This is a genomic window from Kitasatospora sp. NPDC002551, assembly GCF_040296005.1.
Lineage (GTDB): Bacteria > Actinomycetota > Actinomycetes > Streptomycetales > Streptomycetaceae > Kitasatospora.
Genome location: NZ_JBEOWI010000046.1, coordinates 43,605 through 70,371, shown reverse-complemented (window position 1 = coordinate 70,371; position 26,767 = coordinate 43,605). Strand labels below are relative to the sequence as shown.

General features: G+C 73.2%; 31 protein-coding genes. 28 read left to right on the top strand and 3 right to left on the bottom strand.

Annotated elements, in window-relative coordinates; all coding sequences use genetic code 11:
* Nucleotides 1–179 precede the first annotated feature (179 nt).
* From ABT093_RS30690 to ABT093_RS30590, 21 genes are all read left to right on the top strand, one after another.
* Nucleotides 180–455: a hypothetical protein gene (locus tag ABT093_RS30690; RefSeq protein ID WP_350570011.1), complete on the top strand. Its 276-nt coding sequence runs from the start codon at nt 180–182 to the stop codon at nt 453–455.
* 2 nt (nt 456–457) lie between these two features.
* On the top strand, nt 458–1,255 hold the full coding sequence (locus tag ABT093_RS30685) for a DUF6919 domain-containing protein (protein ID WP_350570009.1): 798 nt from the start codon (nt 458–460) through the stop codon (nt 1,253–1,255).
* Nucleotides 1,256–1,340: 85 nt separating this feature from the next.
* Nucleotides 1,341–2,009: a hypothetical protein gene (locus ABT093_RS30680; RefSeq protein WP_350570007.1), complete on the top strand. Its 669-nt coding sequence runs from the start codon at nt 1,341–1,343 to the stop codon at nt 2,007–2,009.
* A 92-nt stretch (nt 2,010–2,101) separates the two neighbouring features.
* Nucleotides 2,102–2,821 (top strand): hypothetical protein, encoded by a 720-nt coding sequence (locus ABT093_RS30675; RefSeq protein WP_350570006.1) that lies wholly within the window; start codon nt 2,102–2,104, stop codon nt 2,819–2,821.
* A 70-nt stretch (nt 2,822–2,891) separates the two neighbouring features.
* Complete coding sequence (locus ABT093_RS30670) at nt 2,892–4,301, top strand: HAD family hydrolase (protein ID WP_350570004.1); 1,410 nt, start codon at nt 2,892–2,894, stop codon at nt 4,299–4,301.
* A 115-nt stretch (nt 4,302–4,416) separates the two neighbouring features.
* Nucleotides 4,417–5,148, top strand: a complete 732-nt coding sequence (locus ABT093_RS30665; protein WP_350570002.1) for a hypothetical protein — start codon at nt 4,417–4,419, stop codon at nt 5,146–5,148.
* Between the two features lie 62 nt (nt 5,149–5,210).
* On the top strand, nt 5,211–5,765 hold the full coding sequence (locus ABT093_RS30660; RefSeq protein WP_350570000.1) for a hypothetical protein: 555 nt from the start codon (nt 5,211–5,213) through the stop codon (nt 5,763–5,765).
* A gap of 244 nt (nt 5,766–6,009) precedes the next feature.
* Nucleotides 6,010–7,011, top strand: a complete 1,002-nt coding sequence (locus ABT093_RS30655; RefSeq protein WP_350569999.1) for a DUF4097 family beta strand repeat-containing protein — start codon at nt 6,010–6,012, stop codon at nt 7,009–7,011.
* Between the two features lie 116 nt (nt 7,012–7,127).
* A complete protein-coding gene (locus ABT093_RS30650; protein ID WP_350569998.1) occupies nt 7,128–7,379 on the top strand; it encodes a hypothetical protein in 252 nt (83 codons plus the stop codon).
* A 272-nt stretch (nt 7,380–7,651) separates the two neighbouring features.
* Nucleotides 7,652–8,656 (top strand): hypothetical protein, encoded by a 1,005-nt coding sequence (locus tag ABT093_RS30645; RefSeq protein ID WP_350569997.1) that lies wholly within the window; start codon nt 7,652–7,654, stop codon nt 8,654–8,656.
* A 75-nt stretch (nt 8,657–8,731) separates the two neighbouring features.
* Complete coding sequence (locus tag ABT093_RS30640; protein WP_350569995.1) at nt 8,732–9,427, top strand: NUDIX domain-containing protein; 696 nt, start codon at nt 8,732–8,734, stop codon at nt 9,425–9,427.
* Nucleotides 9,428–9,561: 134 nt separating this feature from the next.
* Nucleotides 9,562–10,656: a DUF6919 domain-containing protein gene (locus ABT093_RS30635; protein ID WP_350569994.1), complete on the top strand. Its 1,095-nt coding sequence runs from the start codon at nt 9,562–9,564 to the stop codon at nt 10,654–10,656.
* Nucleotides 10,653–11,510, top strand: coding sequence for an AAA family ATPase (locus tag ABT093_RS30630; protein WP_350569993.1), 858 nt, complete (start codon nt 10,653–10,655; stop codon nt 11,508–11,510). Before ABT093_RS30635 ends, ABT093_RS30630 begins: the two co-directional genes overlap by 4 nt.
* Nucleotides 11,511–11,583: 73 nt before the next feature.
* Nucleotides 11,584–12,045 (top strand): DUF4326 domain-containing protein, encoded by a 462-nt coding sequence (locus ABT093_RS30625; protein ID WP_350569991.1) that lies wholly within the window; start codon nt 11,584–11,586, stop codon nt 12,043–12,045.
* Nucleotides 12,046–12,048: 3 nt separating this feature from the next.
* Nucleotides 12,049–12,942, top strand: coding sequence for a hypothetical protein (locus ABT093_RS30620; protein WP_350569989.1), 894 nt, complete (start codon nt 12,049–12,051; stop codon nt 12,940–12,942).
* A gap of 72 nt (nt 12,943–13,014) precedes the next feature.
* Nucleotides 13,015–13,761 carry a hypothetical protein gene (locus ABT093_RS30615; RefSeq protein WP_350569988.1) on the top strand — a complete coding sequence of 249 codons (747 nt, stop codon included), beginning with the start codon at nt 13,015–13,017 and terminating at the stop codon, nt 13,759–13,761.
* 85 nt (nt 13,762–13,846) lie between these two features.
* Nucleotides 13,847–14,287: a hypothetical protein gene (locus ABT093_RS30610; protein WP_350569986.1), complete on the top strand. Its 441-nt coding sequence runs from the start codon at nt 13,847–13,849 to the stop codon at nt 14,285–14,287.
* A complete protein-coding gene (locus ABT093_RS30605) occupies nt 14,284–14,670 on the top strand; it encodes a hypothetical protein (protein WP_350569985.1) in 387 nt (128 codons plus the stop codon). Before ABT093_RS30610 ends, ABT093_RS30605 begins: the two co-directional genes overlap by 4 nt.
* 92 nt (nt 14,671–14,762) lie before the next feature.
* Entirely contained in the window at nt 14,763–15,542 is a 780-nt protein-coding gene (locus ABT093_RS30600) for a hypothetical protein (protein WP_350569983.1), read from the top strand.
* Between the two features lie 113 nt (nt 15,543–15,655).
* Complete coding sequence (locus ABT093_RS30595) at nt 15,656–16,429, top strand: hypothetical protein (protein ID WP_350569981.1); 774 nt, start codon at nt 15,656–15,658, stop codon at nt 16,427–16,429.
* Between the two features lie 127 nt (nt 16,430–16,556).
* Nucleotides 16,557–17,222 carry a Crp/Fnr family transcriptional regulator gene (locus ABT093_RS30590; protein WP_350569979.1) on the top strand — a complete coding sequence of 222 codons (666 nt, stop codon included), beginning with the start codon at nt 16,557–16,559 and terminating at the stop codon, nt 17,220–17,222.
* A gap of 289 nt (nt 17,223–17,511) precedes the next feature.
* On the opposite strand, the gene ABT093_RS30585 is transcribed toward ABT093_RS30590, so the two are convergent.
* Nucleotides 17,512–18,156 (bottom strand): hypothetical protein, encoded by a 645-nt coding sequence (locus ABT093_RS30585; protein ID WP_350569978.1) that lies wholly within the window; start codon nt 18,154–18,156, stop codon nt 17,512–17,514.
* 104 nt (nt 18,157–18,260) lie between these two features.
* On the bottom strand, nt 18,261–18,728 hold the full coding sequence (locus ABT093_RS30580; protein WP_350569976.1) for a hypothetical protein: 468 nt from the start codon (nt 18,726–18,728) through the stop codon (nt 18,261–18,263).
* A gap of 170 nt (nt 18,729–18,898) precedes the next feature.
* Between ABT093_RS30580 and ABT093_RS30575 the strand changes: the two genes are divergently transcribed.
* The 7 genes from ABT093_RS30575 (at nt 18,899) to ABT093_RS30545 (ending at nt 25,869) form a co-directional block, all read left to right on the top strand.
* Nucleotides 18,899–19,438, top strand: coding sequence for a RapZ C-terminal domain-containing protein (locus tag ABT093_RS30575; RefSeq protein ID WP_350569975.1), 540 nt, complete (start codon nt 18,899–18,901; stop codon nt 19,436–19,438).
* Between the two features lie 2 nt (nt 19,439–19,440).
* Nucleotides 19,441–19,980, top strand: coding sequence for an HIT family protein (locus ABT093_RS30570; protein WP_350569973.1), 540 nt, complete (start codon nt 19,441–19,443; stop codon nt 19,978–19,980).
* Nucleotides 19,981–20,031: 51 nt separating this feature from the next.
* On the top strand, nt 20,032–21,288 hold the full coding sequence (locus tag ABT093_RS30565; protein ID WP_350569972.1) for a DUF1120 domain-containing protein: 1,257 nt from the start codon (nt 20,032–20,034) through the stop codon (nt 21,286–21,288).
* 110 nt (nt 21,289–21,398) lie between these two features.
* The gene (locus tag ABT093_RS30560; protein ID WP_350569970.1) at nt 21,399–21,887 is read left to right on the top strand and encodes a hypothetical protein; all 489 of its coding nucleotides are present in this window, start codon (nt 21,399–21,401) and stop codon (nt 21,885–21,887) included.
* A gap of 108 nt (nt 21,888–21,995) precedes the next feature.
* A complete protein-coding gene (locus ABT093_RS30555) occupies nt 21,996–23,135 on the top strand; it encodes a tyrosine-type recombinase/integrase (RefSeq protein WP_350569968.1) in 1,140 nt (379 codons plus the stop codon).
* Complete coding sequence (locus ABT093_RS30550) at nt 23,132–23,458, top strand: helix-turn-helix domain-containing protein (RefSeq protein WP_350569966.1); 327 nt, start codon at nt 23,132–23,134, stop codon at nt 23,456–23,458. Before ABT093_RS30555 ends, ABT093_RS30550 begins: the two co-directional genes overlap by 4 nt.
* Complete coding sequence (locus ABT093_RS30545) at nt 23,455–25,869, top strand: site-specific integrase (protein WP_350569965.1); 2,415 nt, start codon at nt 23,455–23,457, stop codon at nt 25,867–25,869. Before ABT093_RS30550 ends, ABT093_RS30545 begins: the two co-directional genes overlap by 4 nt.
* Here the strand turns inward: ABT093_RS30545 and ABT093_RS30540 are convergent.
* On the bottom strand, nt 25,864–26,595 hold the full coding sequence (locus ABT093_RS30540) for a hypothetical protein (protein WP_350569963.1): 732 nt from the start codon (nt 26,593–26,595) through the stop codon (nt 25,864–25,866). The two genes, ABT093_RS30545 and ABT093_RS30540, sit on opposite strands and share 6 nt — an antisense overlap.
* Nucleotides 26,596–26,767: the final 172 nt, after the last annotated feature.

Sequence of the window (26,767 nt, the reverse complement as noted above, 5' to 3'; positions counted from 1 at the left end):
CCGACCTCGACCCGGCCCGATGAGCCAGGCGGACACCCGGCCCGGCCCCGGCCCCCCCCCCCGCCCCCGGGGGCCCCCCCCCCCCCCGCGCCCCCCCCCCCCCCCCCCGGGGGGCGGGCGCCCCGCCCCTCGGGGGCGTTGCCGGCCGACCGGCCGACCGGATCCTTACGGAGGAACCCGTGACTACCACCGCTCTCTCCGCCCCCGCCGGGCCCGCCCCGGCCGCACAGGGCCCCGACACCGAGTCCGTGACCACCTGCGGCGACACGGACTGCGGCGCCGAGATCGACCCCGGCCCCGCCACCCAGTGCGGCACCAGCACCCGCGACGGCGCCGTGGACGGCTGCGGCCGGCACTTCTGCAGCCGGCACCTCTGGCTGGACGGCGTCCTGACGCCGCAGCCCCAGAACTGCTCGCCCTGCCTGCACGGGCGCGCCCTGCGAACGGCGGCCTGACCATGCCCCAGCACCTGATGATGTCCCGCGCCGACCGGCGCACCTGGCGGTCCGCCGTCTCCCTGGCCGACCTCGGACGGCTGACCGCCCTGTGGCTGGAGGGCACCCTCGCCTCCCAGCCCGGGTACGTGCCGAACTGGGGCCCGGACGAGGAGACCACCCGGACCCCCGGGCTGGTGCGGGCCCTGGCTCTGTGCAACCGGGCCGGGTACGTCACCACGTGCTCCCAGCCCGGCCTGTCCGAACCCGACCTCGACCTGGACTGGTGGACCCAGCGCGAAGCCGTCTCCGGGATCACCGACGACCCGGCCGTCCTCGCCGCCCTGCGCGAGGCCGCCGACCGGCACGGCCTCCTCTACATCGAGCACGGCCCCGGTACCCCGGCCGGCCCCCGGCCCGAGCGCATCCCGGTGACCACGCGCAACGGCGAGGCCTACACCTGGTTCGGCGGCTGGAGGGCGCCGGAGGATGTCCGCTTCCATTGGAAGGGCGCGGGCGAACTGGCCGTCGCGGCCGCCGAGCGGGCGTGGCAGGTCACCCTCGCCAACCCGGACTCCGGCCCGAGCCGCCTCCTGCTCACCGCCCTCGTCGAGGCCTTCGCCGACCCGGCCGAGGCCCGGTGCGTGCGCTGCGGCTGCACCGAGGACGACCCGTGCCCGGGCGGCTGCGCGTGGGTGCCGGAGCTCCTGCTGCTGGAGGACCTGTGCAGCAACTGCGCCGGGGACCACCTCGCCGAGCAGGCCGCCGCCGACGGCCAGGACCATGCCGGCACCGCGGGGCCCGCCCCGGCAGCCCCGTAACCCCCCGATCACCACCGGCAGGGGCGGGAGCCGCCCACGCGCCGCCCGCCCCGCCGCAACCACCCCGCACCCCGAGGAGAGACCGATGCAGTCCTGGAACACCGACCGCCACCTCATCGCCGACACCGACCACGCCACCGTCACCTTCACCGGCGGCATCGAGCTCGTCCTCGCCGACTGGCAGACCACCGAGGCCGCCCCCGACCGGGACGGCCGCGTCTACGCCACCCTCCGCGGCTGGATCGCCAACACCGAGGGCAGCGGCACCCACACCGACCCCTACACCCGGCCCGTCCAGGCCGGCCGGGCGCAGCTGGTCCTCGCCGAACTGCGCGGCCGCGAGCCCCTGCGGGACCTGCCCGTCCACATCGACATCCACCACGCCGGAAAGCCGCACCCGAACACCTGGGACCACCCCGGCTACCTGTGCACCCTCACCTGGCTGGCCCGCCGCGTCGACGCCGGCGGCAATCCGGTGCTGGAGACGGAGATCGGCTCCACCCGGTGGACCGATCCCGACAGCGGCCGCGAGTGGGACCTGAGCGCCGCCTACCTGCCCGAGGGCGAGCCGTACAACCCGCTCGGCTTCGTGTGGCGCCACTACGACGGCTGGAGCGGGGGAGTGCCGCTGCTCCTCCCCTTCTACGGCGGCAACCACGGCCCGGCCTGCGGCGCCGGCTCCGCCCGCCCGATCACCGACGGCCCGTGGGTCGAGGCCGCGGCCGCGCCCGCCATCACGGCCCGGGCCCGCTGAACCACCCGGCACACCTTCGCCCCGAGCGGGCCCGGCCCTCCCCGGCCGGGCCCGCTTCGCACACCGAACCCGCCACCGACCCGGAGTCGACCATGACCACCACCAACCCGCCCTCCGACGAGACCGGCCCGGCCACCGGGCCCGCCCGACGCACCCTCAAGGCCGCCACCCTTGAGGGCTGGGCCCGGGCGACCGCGCCCGGCACGTTCCTCGGCCGACGCGGCCAGGACGTGCGCCACGCACTCGACCACGGCTGGCGCTGCGGCGCCCGCTGGGTCCGCCTCGCGGCCGGCCTGCTGATCCTCCTCGCCGCGAGCGCCGGGGCCGTCCTCCTCTGCTCCGCACTCCGGCAGTTCCTCGCGGCCAGCGGCGCCGGCACCTGGCTGGCCGTGATCACCCGCACCGTCACCGGGCCCGTGCACCACTACCTCGCCGAGCACACCGCCGGCCTTCCGCTCAGCGGCGCCGACGCCTACCGGCTGTGGGCGGCCACCGGTCTGACGGCCGCCGTGCTGTCGTTCGCCCTTCGCTCCACCACGGCCCGGTTCGTCTGGGCCGGCTGGTCGGCCGGCACCCTGGCGGCCGTCTGGCAGGCCAGCCCGGACGGCGGCCGGCCCGTCGCCACCGCGCTCACCGCCGCCGTCCTGGCCGCCGTTTCCGCCCCGGCCCTGCGCGGCCTCGCCGTCTCCCTGCGCCCGCAGGTCACCGTCCACGACACCCTCACCGTCGTGCTGACCGCCCAGGTCTGCGCCTGCCGGTGGAACAACCCGGCCGTGCACCTGGTGGTGCCCGCGCCCCGCGCCCGGTCCTGACACCCCTGCAGTCCGCGGGGCCCGGCGGACCGCCCGCCGGGCCCGGCCCACCCTCACCCAGGAGTCACCCGTGAACACCCTGCTCGCCCGCGCCGCTGGCCTCGCCGCCGTGGACTCGCCCTCCGCCCGCACTCTCGTGATCGACTTCGACGGGGTCATCCACCCTGAAGGGCCGTGGGACGGCGGCCGCATGCGCGGCGCGCCCCTGCCCGGTGCCGTCGACCGGATCCGCGCGCTCCTGGACGGCGGCTGGCGCATCGCGGTGATCACCGCCCGTGGCAGCGAGCACCACGAGACCGTCGCCCAGTACCTGCGGGACCACCTGGACCGCAAGGTCGTCCTGCGGCCGGGCGAGGAGATCAACTACTGGACTACCGAGCACGTCATCCTCGTGGGCAACACGAAGCCCGGAGCCGTCGTCTACGTGGACGACAAGGGCGAGCACTTCACCGGCTGGGACACGGCCCTCGCGGGCCTGCCCGACTCGCCGGACGACCTGCCCCGCGTCGGTCTCCCGGCGCAGCGCCGGGCCGGGCGCAACCTTTGGTGGCTCCTCCGGGCGCCGTTCAACTCGTCACCAAGGTTGGTGCGCGCCGGTGAAACCGCAGGTCAAAGCATTGGTGGGCGTCGTGTCCGAACCGGTATCAGCGGCGGGTTCTCCACCAAGGTTTCCACCAATGCTCATGGGCTCCACTGGGGCCACCGGCCGCCGACGTGGTGGCCCGCAACCCCCGGGAGCATCCTGCCCATGACCGTGAACCACCTGCCGGCCGCCACCGAGCGCGCCCGGCTCGCCGCCCTCGGCGCCGCCCAGAACCTCACCACCGCCGCCGGTGCGGCCGCCGCGGCTCTCGCCGTCCACCGTGCCCTGCGCGGCCGGCGCCCCGCCGACGAGCGGATCACGGCGACGGCACTCGCCGCGATCGCCGCCGCCGTGGTCGTCCAGGAGATCCTGGACACCGCGCTGGCCCCTCTGCGACGGTCGGCCCTCGACCGCCACCCGCTCCTCGACGCGCCGCACACCCCGCCGCCGGCGGCCGGCGAGGAGGCGCAGGGCGGGGCGCAGCTGACGATGCGGGACATCGAGACGGCCGCCCGCTCCGCCGCCGCCTACGAGGCGCGGATCAACGCCGCCGGCATCCTGGGCGCCGACGGTCCGCTGCGCGAGCGGGCCCAGTGGGCCGGAGACCCGGACGGGTCGGCCGCTCTCGACCTGCCGTTCGGCGCGGTCCTGCGCTACCGGCCGGTCCGGTCGGAAGGCGGGGTGCGCACCGCTGTGCCGTGGGAGGAGCGGTTCACGGTCAGCGCCGCCGGCGAGGAGACCACCGTCCTGACCGGCGCCGACCTGCTCGCCGTCCTGGAGCCCCTGGCCGGCGGGCGGTGGGAGCCGGTGGACACGGCCCTGGCGCGGGCGGTCGCCGAGCTGGAGCCCGCCGTCCCGCCGTACGTCAACGCCCGCCCGGCCAACCGCCTGGCCTAGGCCCGCCGCCAGCCGCCCGGCGGGGCCCGTGCGCCCCGCCGGCCCGGCCCGGTTCCCGCCCGCCCCACGGACCGACGCGCGGCCGGACCGGCCGCCGTGCCACGAGGAGAACCTGATGCACCCGCACATCGTCGCCGGGATCCTGGAACGCTCCCGGAACACCTCGCTCAGCGCCGAGCTCACCCTCGCCGCCCACGGCAGCGCGCAGCTGCTGCGGGAGCTCACGCGCCAGAGCGTCGAAGCGCTGAACGACCACGGCGCCCGCAGCCCGTACCGCCCCACCGGGGCCGAGCTGCGGGCCGCGGCCGCCGCTCACCGCCGGATCGCCCCCGCACCCACCGCCGACCTCGACGCCCTGGCCGACGCCCTGGAGCTCGCCGCCGACCGGCTCGACACCCACCCGTACGGCCCGGACACCGGCCGCCCCGGCCACGGCATCCTCGCCGCCGTCGAACACCACACCCCCGACCTGCGCCTGCGCTACGACGCCCTGACCGTCATCACCCAGCACCTGCCCGAGCCCGGCATGACCATCACCGCCTGGGAACGCGAGGCCGACCCCGGCCGCGTCCTGGCCGCGGCCATGCTGCGCTCCCTCGCCGCCCGCCGCGTCGCCCCCCGCTACCCGCGCCCGCCCGTCGAGCCCGCCCCGGATGCCCCCGAACCGCTCGACCCGTTCAGTGAGGCCGAGACCGAGGCCTGCACCGTCCACCCGGCGCCCGACCACACCCTGATCACGGACCGGCGCGCCCGCGTGCGCGCCTACCAGGAGGCCGCCGCCGGCACCACCCACCCCCACCTGGCCCGGATCTACCAGGACCACGCCGACCGGCTGCGTGCCCGGTAGGAACCGTCCCGGCCGGCACCCCGCCGCGGCACTTCCCGCGTCCCACCTTCACCGGAGGCCCAGTGACCACCCACACGATTCCCGTCGAGGCCGTCATCGCCCGGCCCGTCACCGTCGAGACCCCGCCGGACCAGGTACGGGAGACGCTCTTCCTCCTGGCCCAGGCCGGCTTCCGCCTGGACCTGGTCCTGCCCGACGGCACGGCGACCAGCTACCACCCCGCCGTCACCGGCGCCCGAGTCCGCCCGCTCGCCGCCGGCGACGCCGCTGTGCTTGCCGCCTACGGTGAGCTCCTCCGGCTCCCGCCGCTGCTGCGGCGCTCGCAGGAGGCCTTCCACCTGTGGCAGGCCGCTGCGGCCGGGAGCGGCACGGCGCCCGGGGACAGCGGTGACGAGCGGGCCCAGGCGCGGCTGGAGCACGCCTACCTGCTGGCCCACGCGGTGGCGCTGGACGTCGCGTCGCTGAGGGACGGCGCGGGCCCCGCTTCGGCCGACGCCGTGGAGGCGGCCAACCGGCTGCGCGCCCTGGCCGGCCTGGTCCCCGCCGACGGGGGAGAGGCGCTGTCCTGGCTCCGCTACACCTACGCCAGCCGCCTGGCCGGGGGCGTCCGGTCCTGACGCCCCGCCTGGCCGTCCGAAGGCCGGGCACCGGCCCGGTCCGCCGATGACAGCAACCCATGCCACTGAAATAGTGGCCAATGCTTGTGTGGCCACCATTTCAGTGGCATAGTGGGGGGTGTCAGGCCCGGACCACCACGTCCGCGGCCCGCCCCTCGCTACCAGCGCCCACCGCGCCGCAACCCCGCCGCCTGCCCGCAGGCGCCGAGCCCCAGGCCTGCCGGGGCAGACCCGAGAGGTACCCATGACCGCCGAGAACCAGCACACCGCCCAGACCCCCGGTCCGCTCCGCGTCGAGATCGAGGTCCTGACGGGCACGGTCACCGTCGCCACCAGCCCCGATGTCGAGCGCGCCACCGTCACCGTGCACACCGCGGACGACCACGGCGCCTTCGCCGACGCCGTGACCGGCACGAGCTTCCTGGAGCACGGCCGGACCCTGAAGGTGCGGATCCCGAACACCGGCGCCAGCGGGGCGCACTTCGCGGCCGCGCACACCGGTACGGCCGTCCACAACTACTTCCGGGGCCGCCTCGGAGGCGACATCCTCCAGGGCGCCACCTTCGTGCAGGCCGGCAGGACCACCGTGCGCAGTGCCGCCGGAGCACGGGGCATCGTCTTCACCCAGAACGGCACGGACAGCGTCCAGATGCTCGGCGGCGTCGAGGGCGCGGTCTTCTCGCAGAGCGGCCTCGGGAACGTGCAGATGGACGACGGCACCCTCTCCATCAACGGCGTGGTCATCGTCCGGAACGGCGTGGTCGTCGTCCCGGAGGGCACCCGGGTCGACAGCACGCCCGGCACCGTCCACGTCGACATCCAGCTGCCGCCCGGCAGCGACGTCATCTTCAGCAGCAGCGGCGAGGCCTCCCTCACTCTCGACGGCGACCTGCGCCGCGTCGAGGCCGTCCTCGCGGACGGGGCGCTGTCCGCCGCCCGGGCGGACATCGGCATCGCGAAGATCAGCACCATCACCGGCGACGTCACCCTCGGGAACACCCGCGACAGCGCGGTCCTGAACACCGACACCGGCGACATCGACGTCCGCCACTTCGGGGGCGGCGAGCTCACCGCGACCAGCACCAGCGGTGACATCAAGGTCCGCACCCCGGACGGGGTGAACCGCCCCGCGACCGTCACCCTGGACACCGTCTCGGGCCACATCCACACCCGGGGACTCGCCCGGCTCCCCCACGTGCGGCTCACCGCGAACTCCCGCACCGGCGACGTCCAGCACCGCATCTGAACCACCTCGGGGCGGCCGACTGAGCTGGCCGGCCACGCGGCCGCCCCGAGGCACCGGACCCGATCCAGACGGCCGGGACACACCACCATGGTCCCCGACTGATCCGGAGAAACCCAATGACCGCCCACGACGACACCCCCGCCCGCCGTACCCATCCCGATTCCCCCGAGGGGCGTCTGGATGCCGCGGCCGAGCAGCTCGACCTGGATATCGCCGCAGCCAAGAAGAAGTACTGGCTCGCGGTGCAGGCCGAGATCGACGCCAGCTCCCAGGTCAAGGTCGCCGAAGTCATGAATGTGAGCCGCGAGCACCTGCGCCGGAACGTGAAGCGCTGGACCGGCTCGCAGAGCGGCGACATCGCCGGCTGACCCGCCGCCGAACCCCGTGTGGTGCCCGCCCCGGCGGGCATCACACCGCCACCCCGACCAGGCCTCCGGCAGCGAACCCCCTCACGGTGCCCCGCGCAACGGCCGTCGACCGCACCGCCGGTCCAGCCACCGCCCTCCCCGCCCCGGCCACGCCGACCAGCCAGCCCGCGGCCCGGCGAACGAGCGGACCCCGCACCACCCCACACCCCTCGCACCTCAGCGGCCACGCCGACCGGCAGGCCACCCCCGCCCACACACCGCCGAAGGACGCCATGACCATCACCACCACCACCGTGCGGGCCGCCGAGCTGGCCCGGATCCTCGACCAGACCGCCCCCCACCGCTCCAAGCCCGACACCTGGCACGACGGTTCGGTCACGCTGCTCGACGCCGACCCGGTCCGCCTGCACGCCGTCACCACCTCCCGCTACACCCTGGCTGTCGCCAGCGCCACGCTCCGCACCCCGGACAGCGAGGAGAAGAGCAAGGTGGGCGAGCCGTGGAGCACCACCCTCCAGGGCGACGACGCGGACAGCCTCGCCGCCTGGGCCCGCACCCGCGGCTACGACGAGGACGTGCGCCTGATCGTCGCCCCCGACCGCCTGGACGCCTCCACCCTCACCAGCAGCCTGCACGTGCCGGTCAGCGCGGCCAAGTTCCCCCTGCGCGGCGGCTGGCGGCCGTTCATCGCCGCCCGCGTGGAGCCCTCCACCGGCCCCGCGCCCGCGCCGATCGCCCTCGACACCGCGATCCTGCGCCGCTGGAAGGGCATCGGCGACTACGTGTGGCTCGGCGTGTCCGAGCACGACAGCAGCCTCCTCGTGCTGGGGGAGAACTTCGTCGGCGTGCAGGCGCCGGTGAAGCGGGAGTGGCAGGCGCCCCTCGCCCAGGCCTCCGCGGCGGCCGACGGCCGCCCCGTGGAGGAGCTGCCGCTGCCCAACGGCGACGACGAGTTCTCCACCATCCGCCGGGAGATGCTCCGTCGGATGGTGGTCGCCAACGAGGCGATCAAGGACGCCCGCTACGCCGGTGACGATGCGCTGGCGGACGCGGTCCTCGCGGCGGCCGGCTCCTCCCACATGGCCGTACGGGCCCTGCGGGCACTGGAGCAGATCGACCCCCGACGCGCGCACGAGCTCGCGGCCGCCAGCAGCGACGAGCTCGACAGCGGCCTGTTCATCGAGGCCGCCTTCGAGACCGCCGCGGCCCTCAGCCTCGACCCGAGCGCGTGGATCGCCCAGTACAACGCCTCCAGGACCGCCCCCCAGGAGCCCTGACCCCCAGCCGGCCCCGCCCCGGGGCACCGTGCCCCGGGGCTCCCTCAGGAACCACACGACCAGGAGGAATCCTGCATGGACCCCTACAAGCCCACCGACGTCACGCCGCCGGAGCTGCAGCCGCAGGCCCTGGAGACGAAGGTCCCCGACTGGGCCGAAGCCGCGCCGACCCCGGACGCCGTGACCGACTGGCCCGCGCGCCAGGCCGCCGCGATGGTGCGGTTCGAGCTGGACGACAGCGGCTGGCCGCTCAACCCCGCCGGCCGCACCGGCACGACCGGCCGACGCCTCGGCAAGTGGGCCGAGAACGCGGCGGCCGACGCGATCGTGGTCGCGGGGAACGGTCCGGCCCGGCAGGTCCTGCTGATCACCCGGGACGACATCGGCGTCGCCGCGACGCCCGGCGGCATGATCGAGGACGCGGACAGGACTGCCGGGGACGACCCGGACAAGACCGTTGAGAACGCCCTGCTTCGCGAGCTGCTGGAGGAGACCGGCGTGGACCTGAGGGGCCACCAGCCGATCATCCTGGGCCGCCAGGTCGTCGACGACTGGCGCAACACCGACCAGGCCTGGGTCGCGTCCGCCTATGGGCTCATCCAGCTGACCGCCACGGTGCCCGCCGTCGGGGCCGACGACGCGCGCGACGCGCTCTGGTGGCCGTTCGCCTCCCTCGACCAGCTCGACGCCGCGCTCGCCGCCGACGGACGCACCCTCTACGCCGCGCACCGGCCTCTGCTGCAGGCCGCCCTGGACCACCTCGCCCAGTAGCGGGACACCGTCCGCTCGGGGACCGGCCACCGCGGCCGGTCCCCGAGCGGACGGCACGGCCCCGGCTCCGGACCCACGGCCTCCGGCCGGCGCTCCGGAGCTCAGACACCCCGCACACCGAGAGGACCCCCTCGATGGCGATCCACGAACCCGAGCCCGCTACCGCACCCACCGCATCCTCCGAGGCCCCGTCCGGGCAGAGCCAGGGCACGTCCCTCGCCGACGCGGCCCTCGCCCTGGCCGACCAGCTGGACGGGCCCACCGGGAGCCAGGCCACCGACCCGCTGCCGTACGTGCCCTTCGGCGCGTCCCCGGGCCCCCGTGACGTCCTGGCCGCCGCGAACCGCGCCGGCCTCCTGACCGTCGCCGCCCAGTTCGGCGCCGCACCCGCCGTCGGCCCCGACGGCCAGACCCGTGTCCGCCGCGCGGCCGTCACCGTCCTCGTCACCGACGCCGTCCTGCGGCGGCGCCTGACCGCCGCGGCCCGCAGCGCCGGACTGACCGTCACCGACTACGGCTTCCCGGCCTTCTCGCCCCGCTACGGCTTCGGCGGCAGCACCGTCTCGCTCTGCAATGGGGAACCCGAGGCCGAGTTTGGACCCCGGCGGGACCGGTCCGGCCTGCACTACCTCCTGCCCGGCCGCCACCCCGACGCCCTGCGCGAGGCCGCCCGCGCCCGACAGATCACCCTCGTCGACCCCGAATGGGGCCGCAACGACCGGCTGTGGCCGCTGCTGGCCCGCCTCGCCCCTCCCACCGGAAAGGCCCCACGGATGCACCACCAGCACCGCGACGACCCCCGCACCACCCTCGTCAACTACGGCGCGAGCGCCCACCTGAACGACGACGTCCTGGAGGAGCTCACCGACGACGTCGAGGACGCCGTGCTCGACACCGTCGAGCAGACGCTGCGCCTGCTGGCCGAGCCCGGCACCGGCCTCGACCTCGACCAGGTCCTCCAGGCCCTGCGGTCCCTGCGCCACCAGCCGCAGGAGACCACGGAGCCGTCCGCGGCGCCCGCCGACCGGCTGGACGCCTACAACCGGACCGCCCGCGAGGCCATGGCCCTGACGGCCACTCTGGGCGACTTCCAGGCCGGACTGATCCGCGGCATCGAGCCGGGCATCTCCCGCACCCTCTTCCTCCAGGGCCTCGCCGTGGCGGCCGCCGCCGCCCCGCTCGAAGGCACCGCCTTCCCGCTGCGGGGGACGACGGAGGCCGGCCGGTGAGCGCCGACAAGACCCGCCGCACCCTCGCCGCCCTCGGGCTGCCGCAGGACTGCCTCCTCGTCCTGCTCGGCATCTCCGGCGCCGGGAAGAGCACCCTCGCGCGGATGCTCTTCCCGGCGGCCGCCGTGCTCAACGCCGACCACCTCCGGGACGTCCTGACCGGCAACCCCGGCGATCAGGGCGCCTCCCGCGCGGCATGGGCCATGCTCCACCAGCAGCTCGACCACCGGCTCGGGACCCAGCGCCGCGACGGCGCGCCCACCGTGGTCGACGCCGTCAACGCCGAGGCGTGGGTACGCCGGGACCTCATCGCCGCCGGCCGCAGCCACGGCATGCCCGTTGTCGCCCTGGTCGTCGACGCCGACCTCGAATCCGCCCTCGCCCGCAACGCCGCGCGCGAGCGCCGCGTGCCGGCGGACATCATCACCGCCCAGCACGAGGAGCTCACCCAGTCCCTGCCCGGGCTCGTGGCCGAGGGCTTCGCCGCCGTGCACCACGCCCGCGATCTGCCGATCCTGGACGTCGTCCTGGAGCGCAGCGCCGCACGGGAGGACGCGAACCCGCAGCGCCACATCGAGCGGGTCTTCGGCCGCGACCTGGCCCTGCTGTTCACCTGTCACGACGGTGAGGACGAGGGCGGCTACCGCACCGGCGCCTTCGCCGCCGGCGGCCAGGAGCTGACGGTCCGGTGGACCGACGAGGACGACCCCGACGAGATCCGCCACCAGACGCGGGTCACCTGCCCAAACTGCGGGGAACCGGCGTGGATGTCCGCCTACTCGGCGAAGGACCTGCGCGACGCCGCGCGCGGCTCCCTGCCCTACGCGACCGACTGCCCGAACCTCTGCTTCTGACACCCCCCTTGCCGGTGCGGCCCGCCCCGGGCCGCACCGGCCCCTCGCCCGAGCCGACCACCCGGGAGACCTGTTGAACATCCTCGTCACCGACCCGCCCGCCCCCGGCACCGACCACTCCCAGGCCCTCCCGGCCGCACCCGCGCCCGCCCCGGCCCGCATCCAGCGCCTGCGCACCAAGGGCTGGCGCGCCCCCGACGGCGCCGTCTATGTCGGCCGCGGCAGCGTCTGGGGCAACCCCTGGCGTACCGGCGAGAGCCGCGGCTGGACCGTCCTGCCCGGAGGCTGGATTGACCGCCGCCCGCACGGCCCGCTCACCGCCGAGCAGGCCGTCGCGAGCTTCCGCAACTCCCGCACCCACGACATCGAGTTCCTACAGACCATCCGCGAACGGCTGGCCGGCCGCACCCTGATGTGCTGGTGCCGCGTTGGCGCGGTGTGCCATGGGGACTGGCTGCTGGAGGTCGCGAACGGCACGGCCCCCCTGGAGGACCTCGTGGACCGCAGCGCCAAGCCCAACGTCCTGGAGGCCTGAACCATGGGAGCCGCCGTCCACCTCGCCCACACCCACGAGCTCCCGCCCGGCCCCAAGCGCAAGCGCAAGGACGGAGACGGAGGTGGACGGGACGCCGAACTCGGTGTCCTCGTCCGCCGCATCTACCAGGACGACCGCGCCGGCCACGAGTCGAAAGAGCTCCTCCTGGCCCTGGCCTATGCCCTCACCACGCCGCGCGACGGCGAGCGCGGTGTCTGGGCCATCGCCCAGGACGCCCTCGGCAAGTCCAGGACCGGCCGCTGGCGCATCGCCGAGCTCATCTCCAACGACGCCCCCCGCTACATGTCCCCCGTTCTCTACAGCCACCGCCACGACGGCGACCTCTACCGGTTGTGCTCTGCCCCCAGGCTGCGCCCCTACCGGGACAAGCAGGCCTCCGCGCACCCGGCCCAGCTCGGCCTGACGATCGATCTCGACACGGCCGAGGAGGGCCCCTTCTCGGACGGGTCCCCCAGTCCGGCCAGCTCGGCCGGCAAGCGGGACCCCGGGCTCGACGAGGACTTCCGTAACCGGCTCGGCGTGTGCGGCAACGACGCCAGCGACTACGTCATCGAGAAGCTCCCGGAGACCGGCTGGCACAAGGTCCGCTGGTACTGCACCCGTCACCGCGGCGAACTTGAACGTGTCCGCCGCCAGCTCGCCGAGCCGAACAAGCGTGCCCCCGAGCCCATTCCGAACCAGGGCGGGCTCATGCCCTGCTACTTCGACTCCGAATGGGAGACCGTCTACCGGCACGTCCTCGGGGACCGGTGGAAGCCGCCCGTCTACGGCATGCGCGCCGACGACTGGCCGGTGCCGGGGCGCCAGCCGGTCCCGCAACGAGCACGGCTGCGATTGGCCGCGATCGACGGTCAACTCGTCGGCGGCACCACCTGATGAAGATCTTCGGCGGCTCTTGAGTAGCACCGTCGCCACACCATGACCGACCCGACCCATGCAGGAGCCCCGTTGCGTACCTCCGGGACCATCCCGACCACCACCCGACTCCAGCCCGGCCGGGCCGCCCCCATCATGAGCAGCCCGGCCGTCTACCAGGTGCCCGGCCCGCCATGCATGACCGCCCCGGTGGACCCCGACCGGCCGACCCTGCTGACCGACGAGGAGATCACCGAGCTCCGCGACCGCGCACGCCGCGAGGCCGGCCCGTTCGTCAACCCGGCGTTCGTCCACGCCCCGCGGCACTTCCACAACCGCGACTGGGCCGCGGCCATCACCGGCAGCAGGGAGTTCTCCATCGGCCACTGGCCGACCCTGTACCTGCTCCACATCGCCATGCAGACCGAACCCGAGCCGCCGGTCACCCGCAGCCAGCTCGCCGAACGCGCCGCCGCCGAGGAGCGGACCCGGGCGGCGGAGGCGATGCGCGTCCTGCGGGAGCAGCACACCGCCGAGCGGCACCGGACCGAAGCCGAAGCGTGGGCTGCGGCGGTGCGCGGCTGCCTGGTGAAGGTCACCGTGCGGGAGAACCTGCACGCCCGGGTGCGCGGCGGTGCCCGCGAACGCCTTCGGCACGTCGTGCCGGTCAGCGAGGCCGTCTCGGGGCGGAGCCGGCGCCACCTTGCCGGCCGCGCCCTGTGCGAGACCCCCGGCCGCGCCAGGCCGCTCCCGCTGGCCGACGAACCGGCCGGTGAACCGGCGACGTGCGGGCGCTGCCTGGCCTACATTGCCCAGATCCGCCCGGCCCGGGCCGCCTGACGGCCCGGCCGGCCCGGGCCCGAGCACACCCTGCTGCCGGGCGCGGGATCCGATCCCTACGCCCAACCCGTCCGGAAGGACCGTGATGACGTCATCACCCGACCCGCTGACCAGCGCGAACGAGCTGTGGCGGAACCTGGTCGAGCACCGGCCCGCCGTCGCCGCCGCCCTCGCCCTGCAACTGCGCGAGCTGCCCGACACCTGGGCCCAGCGCGAACTCGGCGTCGCCCGCCCGCACGCCGCGCTGGACCTGCAGCCCGTCAGCCGCGTGCCGATCGAGGTCGCGCCGCACTCCCAGGACTGGGAGGAGTGCGCGGCCTGCGACGAGGCTGCGGGGCTGTGCCGCTACCACACGGGCCTCGCCACCGGCTACGAGGCGCTGCACCGCCCGCTCCGGGAGATCTCCGCGGCCGACCCGGCGGTGACCCTCGTGGATGTCCTGCAGCGCCTGGAGGAGGCGGACGAAGCCGCCGAGAACGGCGTGCTGGCCGCCGCCGTCGCGCGGCTGATCGAGGAGCAGGGATGACGGCGCCCAGCACACCGGACACCGCCGAAGCCGCGGCCGGCGTCCTGCCCCCGCCCGCGTGCCCGGACTGCTCGGCCCCCACCTCCCCGCTGTCCGTCGAGAGGGAGCAGCTGTGGGTGTGCCTGTCGTGCGGCCGCCGTACGTACGGCACCGGCGACGAGGACGACGACGCCGACCTGCCGCCGTACACCGAGACCGGCCCCGACGGCGCCGTGTTCGTCTACCACGGAACCGGTGAGGTCGACATCGAGGCGACCGCCGAATGGGCCACGCAGGACCGCGCGGACGAGGACGGCGACGAGGAGGAGGACCCGCACGCCGGGTGCTTCGAGCCGCACCGCACGACCGACGGCTACGCCGACTGCGACGGGAGGGAGCTGTGACCGAGCCCTCCGCACCGACGGGCCGCAGCGCGCCCGAAGGCCCCGCACCCGCACGACGGCCCGGTGACGGCCCGCCAGGCGGAAGCCCGGGCGTGAGCGCGGCGGACGGGCCGCCGCGCCTGGACCGGGCGCAGAAGTACGCCGAGGTCTCCCACCGTATCTACCGCGACCGCCGGGCCGCCCCGTCGGCGAAGGAACTGCTGCTCGCCGTGGCCTACGCCCTTTTCGTCGCCCCCGGCGTCGAGGAGGGCCGGGTGCTCAACCGGGCCGCCCAGGTGCTGGGCCGGGACGCGGTCGGACAGCCCCGCTACGACCGCCTGGTCGCCGACGACGCGCCCCGCTACGAGCCGCCCCGCGAGGCCGGCGACTGGGGCCCGAGCCAGGCCCCGGGCTGCGAGGCCCCGCGCATCCGCCCGTACGAGTACCGGCGGCGAACCGCCGCTCCGGTGGTCGACGAGGCGGTGGTGTTGCTGCGGCGCCCGCCCGCGCCGGTCCTGCACGTCCCTGCGGGCTACGTGCCGCCGGTCGACTTCCGCAACGAGCGCGGGATCTGCGGCGCCGACTCCCACCACCGGGTGCTGGAGCTGGACCCGCGCACCGGCTGGACGATCGCGCACTGGTACTGCAAGCGGCACGCCGACCACGCCGAGCGCGTCACCGAGCAGCTGCGCGAACAGAACGCCTCCGCACCCCCGCCGATTCCCAACACCGGCGGCCTGCTGCCCGCCTACTTCCGGGCCCCGTGGGAGGGCGTCTACCGGCGCCACGCCCCGGCCACCTGGAAGCCCCCGGTCTACGGCCTGTCGGCCGACGACTGGCCCGACCCGGGCAACCCGCCGCCGGCACGCCCCCGCCGCCTACGGGCCCTGTGAACTCCAGCACCGCCCTCGGGCCGGCCACCCCTCCGGCCCGAGGAGCCGACCGCCCGCTTCCCGCGACGAGGCCGCACACCTTCCCCAACCGATCCGACCGCCCAGGAGCCCCCGTGACCCTCTTCGCCACCAACCCGCTCACCCCCGACACCGGCGACCGCCAGACCGCCTACTCGGTGCGCGCCCTCGCCGCCGCCCGCCAGCCCATCGGCTTCGTCGTCACCGGCGCCCCGGGCGCCGAGCCCGACGTGGTCCGCTACCACCCGGAGAGCGACCCCGTCACCGAGGCGCTCGCCTGCGCCGCCGTCCGCGACGCCTACCCCGACCTGCCGTCGGTGGGCCGGCTCATGGTCCAGGCCGCCACCGAGTACCACCTGTGGCAGGACGCCCGCCGCGCCCCCGGCGCCGACCCGGCCCTGACCCGCCAGCACCACCGCACCCACCTGCTGCTGCACGCGGTGGCCCTGGACATCGTCGCTCTCCAGTCCCAGCGCGACATCCACAGCGCCGCCCAGTGCGCCCAGGCCGTCAACGAACTGCGCCACCTGGACGGCATCGGCGCGGCCGAGCGGGAGACCGCCCGCGCCTGGCTGCGGATCACCTACCGCACCTGGCAGACCGAAGGACCCCACCCCTGGAACTGCGAGGGAGGCTGCGCCGGGGAGGGGTTCGTGATGGCCTACATCCACGAGGACGGCGTCGCGGTCCACCAGGAGCCGGACACCTGCGACCGCGGCAACCCGGCCCCGCCCCACCCGCATGACTGCCCCGCCTGCGGGGGCACCGGATTCGCCGGCGACGGCAACGGCTGGTCCCACCCCTGCCTCGGCTACCTGGAGATCGAGGACGACACGGTCGCCGCCGACGATCCGTGGAACCGGCCCTGAACGGCGCCCGCCGGGTGCCCGCGGCCAACCGCCGCGGGCACCCGGCGGCGTGCCGGTCCGACCTCCGACCGCGACCGGATTGCCCTAACGTGATGGGCGAGCGCTCACCCGACGTCGAGGAGAACCCGTGACCGACACCGGCACTCCCGGGCTGGACCCCGTCCTGGGCGCCCTGTTCACCGCGAAGGGCTCTCTCGTGCGCTTCACCGCCGGCGAGACGCTCATCCACCAGGGCGGCCTCACCGACGACGTGCTGGCCCTGCGCACCGGAGCCGTCAAGGTGCTGCGGCACGGCGACAGCGAGGACACGGAGATCGTCGTCGCCCTGCGGGAGCCGCCCGAGATCGTCGGCCATCACGAGGCCATCGCGGGCGGCCCCCGGAGCAGTTCGGTGGTCGCACTGACCGAGGGGACCGCCCTGGCCGTCCCCGGCGCCGACTTCCGCGCCCTGGTCAACGCGGACTCGGCGGCGGCCCTGGCCGTCTACCAGATGGTCTCGAAGCAGCGGAGGGACGCGGACCAGGCCTACGTCGAGCAGCTCTCGTGCACCGTCACCGAGCGGGCAGCGGCCCGTCTGCTGGCCCTGATGCCCCGTGTTGGCGTCACCGACGAGGCGACGGGCGCCGTGAGCCTCCAGCTCGGCCAGCTGGAACTGGCCCAGTGGGTGGGGGCCTCCCGCGAGGCGATCGTCCGAACGCTGCGCCAGCTGCGCAAGCAGGGGGCCCTGACCACCAGCTACGGCACGATCGTCATCCACGACGTGGAGGCGCTGCGCGCCGCAGCGCCCGCCTGACAGGCCCGTAGCGGGGTTCCACCGCGTCAGCCCGTCGAGCGCCGGCCCTGCCCGGACGGTCGGCGGGCTTTCGTACGTCCCGGACCGGCTGCACGGAGGTCGGTCAGTCGGCCTCCAGGAACCGGCGCGTGCGCGCCTCCTTCTCCGAGTCTCCCGTTATCTGGGGCGGGGGCGGTAGTTCTACGGCTTGAAGCTGGGATCGTCATGTAGACACATGAGGCACGTCTGTACGCAAACGTTTCGACCGAAACGTTTGTGCACAGAAGGCAGGACCGCTGAGCAGCCCTGTTCAGACCAGGGTGAGAGCGCCGATCCGTACGGCGTGCGCGAGACGGCCCAGGGCGTGCGGCAGCCGGCCCCGGAGCTCGGCCATGTCGTGGACATCGCTCTCGGCACCGGCCGCCGTGGTGGCAAGCTCTGCGTCCCGGCCCCGCAAGCGGCGCAACAGGTAGGAGTGCCCGTTGATGTCCACCGCCGTCACCATCCGCACCTCGACCCGGTCGGCCCGCTCCTTGAAGGTCCGCTCACCGAGCGCGCGGCGAGCCCGATCCTGGGCCGACAGTTCGGTGCCATCCGGAGCGGCCCACCCCTCGTACATCATCGCCACCCCGGCGAACCCGTCCGGCGAGTCGGCGAAGGCCAGCGGCTCGACCGCCGCCGGCTCCGGGAAGCGCATCGCCCAGGCGCTCAGGCCGTCCGCCGGGTTGCGGTGACCGCCGGTCCACAGGCGCGGCGGGATCACCCGCAGCTCGATCGCCCCGGAGTCGATGTGCGCCAGGTGCAGCGCGAACAACCGCGCGGGCTGGTCCCAGCCCCGGCGCTCCCCTTCCCGGGCCTCGATCGCCTTCACCGCCGTCGCCAGCGCGTCCCGCTCCGCATCGCCTGTCGCCGCCACCGGCTCGCCGAACAACACCGTCCGCCGCTCCAACCCCATCGCCAACTCCCTCCGTCCGGCCGCAACCACCACGGCCCACCCTGCCAACGAATCACCCTGGCAAACCGGACGGCTCAGGCCGTGAGCGCCACCGCTGATGTGCCTCACGGCAGGTGGGCGCCCAAGATAGCCAGGGCCGCGACGATTCGCGGGTGCTGTGCGTCGAAGGTGCCCAGCCGCGCGAGGGCCTGCGCGAGCCGCGCCTCGTTGGCCGGCTGCTGCTCGCGGTAGTAGAGGCCCAGCTCACCGCTGTTCTCGGCGCGCTCCCGCTGCGCGTCGTCAGCAGCGGCAATCGCGTTGGCCGTCTCCTTCAGGCCTGCCCGCTCCCCGGCCCGGGCCCTTCCTTCGTGAGTCCGCAGGATCGCTGTCGCGGCGGCCTCCGCCGCCTGCAGCTCCTCCTGGGCCCGGCGCCAGGCGGCAAGCCGCTGCCCATCGGGGGAGGCCGTGAAGGCCTCCTCGGCCTTGGCGCCCAGCGCCGTCAGCCGCTCGGCCGCGGCGGCCGTGAACCACAACCGGAGCGGCCCGTCTCCCACCGGCCGCCCGGCCCGCCACCACTGGCGCCTGGAAGCCAACTGCCGATCTCCCCCAGGGAGAAGACCCCTCGCTGAAGAGGAAACGGGCAACACCGGGTTGGCCCTTCCCGGTGGTCCCCAGGTGCGGTGAAATGAGTGCGTTCCCACCCGATCCCGCCGGATCCCGGCGGTCGCAGCGACCCCCGATACCCGAAAGGCTGTGTACAAACATGCCCGTTCTCGCCGAGCGTGACCGCCTCCTCCTGAACCCGGAGGGCACCGAGGCCCGCTACGGGAAGGACTGGACCGTGGTGCGCGGCACTGTCGTGAGCTTCGGCTACGGCCACCGCCCGCTGTCCGGAGACCGCCTGGACCGCTGCGTTCCCGCCGAGTGCCGGCACGTCCCGCGGGCCGATGCGACCCTCGACGCCACCGTCCAGTACTACAACCCGCACCACGACCCCCGGATGCGCCACCTGACCGGCCTGGACGACCTGGTGCTGGAGCAGGTGCTGAACACCCCCGGCGCCGTGGGCACCATCGACCGCACCGTGTCGCTCGCCGTCGATCTGCTCAACGACGTCGCCAACCGCAAGTGCCGCCAGGTCCGGCTCGCCGTCGGCTGCGTCGGGGGCCGCCACCGATCGGTGGCGATGGCGGAGGAGATCGCGCACCGCCTGTGGACCCGGCACGAGATCACCTTCGACGTCGCCCACCTGGACGTCGGGAAGGAGCTCCTCCCTCCCCGGGACCACGGTCTTCGTTCCTGACGGTGGCCGAGCCCCTGAACGGATCCTGCTCGGGCGCCGGACAGGACGACCAGCACGGCCATAGCGTCGCCCGCGGCGGTCCCGCGCTCTCCGGGCCGCCGGGGTGCGTCTTCTGCGCCATCGTGGCCGGCACCTCCGCGGCCCGGATCGTCCGCCGGTGGCCGGATGCCCTGGCCCTGCACCCCCTCGGCCCGGTGACGCCCGGCCACCTCCTCGTGATCCCCCTGCTCCACGTCCAGGACGTCACGACCGATCCCGAGATCAGCGCGGCGGTGATGCGCCGGGTCGCGGAGATCGCAACGCCACCGTGCAACATCATCTCCAGCGCCGGAGCGGTCGCGACCCAGAGCGTCTTCCACGCGCACGTCCATCTCCTGCCGCGTTCCGCAGGCGACGGCCTGCTGCTGCCCTGGAGCCTCCGGCAGCCGCCGGAGGCGGGCGGCACCCGCACCGGCACAGGGCGGCGTGAGCGCCTGAAGAGGCGTCAACTGCGCTGTCTGGAGGCGTTGTTGCAGTTCAGAGGCCGTGGCAGAAGTGGATGAAATCTCGTACAGTTGACTGTACGAGATTTCATCAACGCCTGAGGGGGCGACATGGCGCTGCGCTACGACTACGGAACCGCCGCACAGCACGGCTTCGGCATGACGATCGACCTGCTCCCCACCGAGACCCGCGCCGTCGGCCGCGCCGACGCCGACGAAGTCGCCTCGATCCTCGGAACGGCCCTGTGGGCACTCACCCTCCTGCGCACCGGCAAGGACGGGCGCGCCGGCCGCGACAACGAGCCGCCGCAGGCCCGGCCCGTGACCGTCGAGAACTGGCACCAGGTCATCAGCACCCTGGAAACCGCCCGAACCACCCTCCTGTCCGGCATCACCGCCGCCGCCATCCGCACCCACCGCATGGCCGGCGGCAGCATCGCCGACCTGGCCCGGGCCATGGACGCCCCCCGCTCCACCGCCCAGGCCCGCCAGACCAAAGTGGTCAACTCCGCGGTCAGCGAGTGGGAGGCCTGGGCCACCGGGCTCCCGGACGAGAACCCGCCCGCCACCGAGACCTGGTCCTACACCGTCGGCGTCGGCCTGGAACGATCCGGATCCGTCGTCAGCGACGCCGGACTGCTGGCGGACTGGATTGACACCGTCCTGTGGGGACTGACCCTGCTGCGCACCGGCTACAGCCACCGGCACGGCCTGCGCCCGGCGGCCCTGGGGTCCTGGCAGGGTCTCATCAACGACCTCGTACACCGGCTGGAGCCGCGCATCAAGGGCATCATCGACGCCGCCGTGCGGACCCACGCCAGCATGCCCGGGGGAACCGTCGCCGACCTCGCCCTCGCCATGGGCGTCCCGGCCAAAACCGCGAAGTCCCGCCGCGACAAGATCCTCGGGGAATTCCCGGGCGGTTGGGAGCGATGGGCCATCGGCACCCTCCTGGAGCCCACCGACGACGACAGCGCCAACCCCGCTCTCAACGTACCGCTGCCCGAGCACCGCACCGAGGTCGGCGAAGTCGCCGCCCGCGACGGACGCCTCGGGACCACCTGCAACTGCGGCTGGACATCCCCGGAACGCACCACCGACAACGCCGAGGCCGAGCGCTGGGGCGAGGCCCACCGCCAGGAGCAGACCGTCAAGGACACCACCATCAAGCGCCACCCCCGGCGTCCGGCCGCCCAGCAGGTGACCGAGCCCGCGGTTGAGCCGGCCCACAAGACGGACGTCTATGACTGGCAGGACGGCCTTGTCATCTGCCGCTGCACCTGCGGCGAATGGGAAGGGACCCCGACCTCGAACATCGTCGGCGCGGCGCTCGAAGGCAAGCAGCACCGAGAGAACGCGGGATCCTGACCGGCCGCGCACCGACTTCCCCCTGGGGCGGCCGCTGTCCGGCCAAGGCGTCGCGGCCGCCCGGGACTCCACACCCGATCAGAGCTGGAAACCGGAACAGGAGCACCGCCATGCTGCACCAGCCTCCCCCCGCTGTCACCCAGTGGGACACCGCCGTCCGAGCCAGCGTCGTCTTCACCGTGCTGGGAGCCGTCTTCGAAGGCGTCCACGACACCGCCGACCAGTGGGGGCAGGCCTCCAGGGACGCCGTGAACAAAGGCCGCTACGGCGACGAGAAGGTCCTGCGCGACGGCTCGCTGGCCAGCCCCGAGGACATCGCCGACCCGCTCGTGTGGACGATGAGTGCAACCACCCTCGGCCGGATCAGCGCCGCCCGGCACGTCCTGTGCTACGGCGCGGTGCAGACGGTGGCCACCGTCGCGGTCACCCGCGCCCTCGGGCTGCGGATCAGGCCCGCGGCGCTGGCGGCCGGAGCGGCCATCAACCTCGGAACCCACCTCGTCATCGACCGGCGCCTCCCGCTGATGCGCAACCCAGCGGAATCGCATCGGATGCAAGGTGGCGACAGGGGGCGCGTCGTTGAGCTGCGCAGAGTCTAGCGCCAAGCCGACGGCTCCGTCCGCTCTCCTGGAAGGTCTCTGACCAGGGCATTTGATCGAGATCTCTCGTTAGATGCATGATTCTTCCGCTTGGCGAGAGGGGTGGAAGTGGCTGACGGTAGATCCGAGATCGAGGGTTCGGCCCGGCTGGAGCTGATAGCTGGAGTGCGCCTGCTGCATCCGGAGGATGCGGTACTGGAGGCGATGCTGAAGGGATGGGAACGCCAGCAACTGGGTGGGAAGGGGCTCCAGGACAAGACCGTTGGCGGCCGCCGTAGTGTCGTGCGGCAGTTCATGGCATTCACGGACAAGTACCCCTGGCACTGGCGGGCCGCCGACCTCGACGAGTGGATGGCCGAGCTGGTCAGCAAGCAGAATCGGGCGACCTCGACCCTCCGCACCTACCAGGGAGCCGTGGGCCTGTTCGTCGACTACCTGCTCAACCCGGTCTACGAATGGGTGCAGGTCTGTGAGGAGCACTTCGGTACCCACCCGGTGCCGATCCTGCACGACGGCAACCGGCGCGAGCACCTGGCGGACTACGAGGGGGACGAAGAGCGGCGCCCGATGACCCGGGATGAGTGCCAGCTGCTCTTCGACCACATCGACGAGCGGGTGGAGCGAGCCATCCGCCGGGGTAGGAAAGGGGCTCTGACCGCCTACCGGGACTCGACGCTGTTCAAGACGATCTACGGCTGGGGGCTGCGGGCCTCCGAGGCGTCGGGACTGAACGTCGCGGATCTCTACCGGAACGCGAAGGCGCCGGAGTTCGGCCGGTACGGCATGATGCACGTCCGCAAGGCGAAGGGCAGCAAAGGCACCGGTCCGAGACGGCGCAACGTCGCCAGCATCATGCCTTGGGCCGTTGAGGCTCTGGAGGACTACGTCGTCAACATCCGGCCCCGCTACGGCTTCGACAGTCACCCCGCGCTCTGGCTGACCGAACGCGGAGGCCGGCTGAAGCCCAGGGACATCGACGACCGGTTCGCCATCTACCGCAAGGAGCTCAAGCTCCCGGAGGAGCTCGTCCCGCACTGCCTGCGGCATTCGTACGTCACGCACAACATCGAGGACGGCGTTGACCCTAAGTTCATCCAGGACCAGGTCGGCCACCTCTACGCCTCGACGACCGCTCTCTACACCGCGGTCAGTAGCGACTTCGCGAACACCATGATGCGCAAGGCCATCGACCTGGCTTTCGACAACGAAACCGCCCGCACGGGCACGGCAAGGAGCGGACGACGATGACGGCCAAGCTGGACTACCGCTGGCACCTGCGCGAGGTCATGGCGACCCGGGGCATGTTCTCCACCACCGACCTGCGGCCGCTCCTGGCCGAACGGGGTATCGACCTGTCCGCCAGCCAGATCTACCGCCTCGTGGTCGAGACGCCCGAGCGGCTGAACCTGAAGGTTCTGATGGCACTGCTGGACATCCTGGGGTGCTCGATGGACGAGCTCATCGAACCGGTCTCCACCGGACGGGCCCGGGCCAAGAAGACCGCTGACGGGACCGAGGCCATCGGCGTCGGCGAGTTCCGGCCCAAGCGGGCCCGGATCACCGGGCCGTGAGCGCGTGGGCCGAGCGGATAGCCGCCGATCCGCACGCCGTGCTCGTCGAACTGGTCGCCGCGATCGAACCGGGCCTGGCCGCAGCCAGCGTCCGGGCCGCCATCGAGGAGGTGACCAGCTCGAAGGTGTCGGTGGTTCGTCTGGCCCAGGCCGCGGACCGCGGCCTGCTGACGTCTGGCCGGGGTGAGGGGCCGCCGACCGTCGAGCGGTTCATCCGGGCCCTGCAGACGATCGGCGCCGCCAACGTGGTCCTGCCGTTCTGCGGCGACTGCGGCCATCAGCGGCCCCTGGTGACCACCAACCCGGCAGGCCGCCGGATCTGCGAACTGTGCCAATCCAGCCGTCACCGGGACGGCCGGTGCGAAGCCTGCGGGACGACCGCGAAAATCCACTGGAGGCTGGACCGGGCCGGGCGCCGGGTCTGCCCCACCTGCTACAAAGCCGAAGGTTCCCCAGATCCCGGTCCCGAGCTCCTCGACTACCTGGGCGGCCTTGGGCTGGGGCTCGACCGCGCCGTCCTCCAGGGCCTGATCACCGAGATCACCAAGGACCGCGACGCCGTCACCCGCAGGCTCCTCTGGGACCTCCAGAACCAGCCGGGCCTGCTCGGCGGCACCGGCCAGCACCGTTCGACCAAGACCGCGATCCTCGCCGAGAAGCTCCTCCAGGCCGGCGCCCAGGGCGTCCCGCCACTGGAGTGCCCGCGCTGCCAACGTCAGAGGCGCCTGACCCACACCATCAAGCGCGTTCGCGTCTGCGGGACCTGCTACAACCGCTCCACCGCCGAGCCCTGCAAGTGGTGCGGCAAGTCCCGGCCCGTCGCGGGCCGTGACGACGCTGGGACCGCGATCTGCATGAACTGCCGGACCAAGGAACCGGCCTACCAGCGTGCCTGCTCCGGTTGTGGCGAGATCCGAGCCATCCACCGCACCGGCAAGGACGGACCGCTGTGTCAGAGCTGCACCAAGCCGCCGGTCACCACCTGTGGCTACTGCGGCACGGTCCGCCCCTGTTACATCCGGACCACCGGCAAGCCGCGTTGCCGGCCCTGCTCGCGGGTCCTGGAGCCATGCATCAACTGTCAACGGCCCAAGGTCGTCGTCGCCCGCACACCGGACGGACCGATGTGTGAGAACTGCTGGGACAAGGACCCCCAGTCCCACAAGGCCTGCCGGAACTGCGGCACCGTCGAGCGCCTGTTCCACCGAGGACTCTGCAACCGATGCGCCTGTGACCAACAACTGGACCAGGTCCTGACGCCGCCTGATGGAGCCCTTCGCCCTGAACTTGCACGTGTCAAAGCCGCGTTGATGGACCGCGACCATGTCCGGACCCTGCTCTGGCTGCGGGAGTCCAAGGCCGCCAGCTTCCTTGACGACCTCGCCGACGGAACCTGCGACCTGACCCACGAAGCCCTTGATCAGCGCGTCGAAGAGGACGGGCACCTGGCCATCGACTACCTGCGGGCCGTCCTGGTCGCCGCCGGCGTTCTACCGCTCCGGGACGAATACGTCGCCCAGGCGGAGAGGTGGACCACCCGCAAGATCGCAACCATCGAGGACCCGGAGCATCGACACCTCATCGCCGCGTTCGTTCGCTGGGAACTGATCAAGGGGCTCCGCCGACGCGCCCGCAATCGACCCGCCCGGTCCACCCAGGTCGACTTCGTGCGCACTGCGACTCAGAAGGCGCTGGACTTCCTGGCCTTCCTGAAGACTCACGGAGAGACCCTGGCGTCCTGCAAGCAGGCGCTGGTCGACCTCTGGCTAACCGATCGAGACGATCAGGGAAACTACGGAGCCCAGCCGTTCGTGACTTGGGCAGTCCGAAACAACCACGCCATCGGAATCACAATTCCAAAGCGCCCCAAGCTAGTTCACGAGGTTCCGCTCGATGCCGACGAGCGATGGGCCATCGCGCGACGACTCCTGAACGACGGCTCGATCGAGCTCAAGGACCGGGTCGCCGGCCTGCTGGTCCTGCTCTACGCCCAGAAGGCCCCCATGATCTGCCAGCTCACCACCGCGCACGTGATCCAGAGCGAGCGAGGCGTCGCCCTGAAGCTCCAACAGCTTCCCCTTGAGCTACCCGAACCCCTCGACAGCCTTGTTCTCCAACTCGTCGACCAGTGCCGGGACCATCCGGCCGTCGGCAACGAGCACGACGCTCCCTGGCTCTTCCCGAGCCAGCGGCCGGCACGACCGTTGACCGCGCGCCGCCTCGGCGCCCGGCTTCGAACGATCGGCCTTCCACCTGGGGTCGGTCGGAAGGCAGCTCTGCTTGATCTCTCCGCTCAGATGCCTCCCGCCGTCCTCCATCGGCTCCTGGGGATCAGCATCGCCAGCGGTCAGTTCTGGTCGGCAGGAGCCAACAGGAACGAGTACGCAGCTGAGCTGGCTCGGCGACTATGAGCATTCCCAGAAGAAGCGTCCTTCGCGGTGATCAGGGCTGACGAAAGCGAATCCGTAGCCGTAGCCGAAGTTGAGGAAGTACGGATCGTCCTCAGCTTCGCCAGCGTCGCTGATCTTGAAGAGGAATTGCCAGGGGGACTCGACCCGCGCGTCGCAGTTGGGGTAGCAGGCGGAACCGCCGAAGTAGTCGTGCAGATCTTCGCCGCCAGGAAGCTCGACGTCAGGACCCTCGCCACGCATGCTCCGCTCCCATGCGGCCTGCTCATCAATCGAACGGTCGACCTCTGGCGATACCAGTTGCAGGTCGACGTGCCACTCGACAGGGATCTCCGACTCGTCAGGCCCCCAGCGCCAGAGCGTCCGACCGTGCGTTCCCGGCGGCCCGATGACGGCGAAGGAGGGGATACGGCCGCCCGGCTGAATCAGCAGCACGCCGTCTCCGGCCTCCGGGTTCATCCCACCCATGATCTGGTCCTCCTCGTCGAGGAAGAGGTAGGCCAGACGGAGCTCGTCGCCGGGGATGGGGAACTGACCGATGAACACCAAGGGGACCTTGGTGCGCGGGTCCACGGGCCAGGTTGGTTCGGAGAGCCAGACAGGCTCTCCGCCGAGCTTCGCCACTGGATCAGTGATCGGTCGCTCGGGCGCCCGAAGGACTATCTGCTGGCGCGGTAGGAAGGCGGCGTCGTACGGCCCATCCGCCTGCCCTGTGGGACGCGTGATCATGCCGTGGACCTTACGACATGGTGCTGACGAACCTTCGCCGACCACTGCATCCGAGCGCCTGGTGCTGACCTATTCAGCACCACCGAATATCGGAGACCACCAGTACTGGCCGCCGTCCTGGGCAAGGGCGAATACGTCAAGACCTGCACGGTGGTGCGCGGCGAAGGGAAGG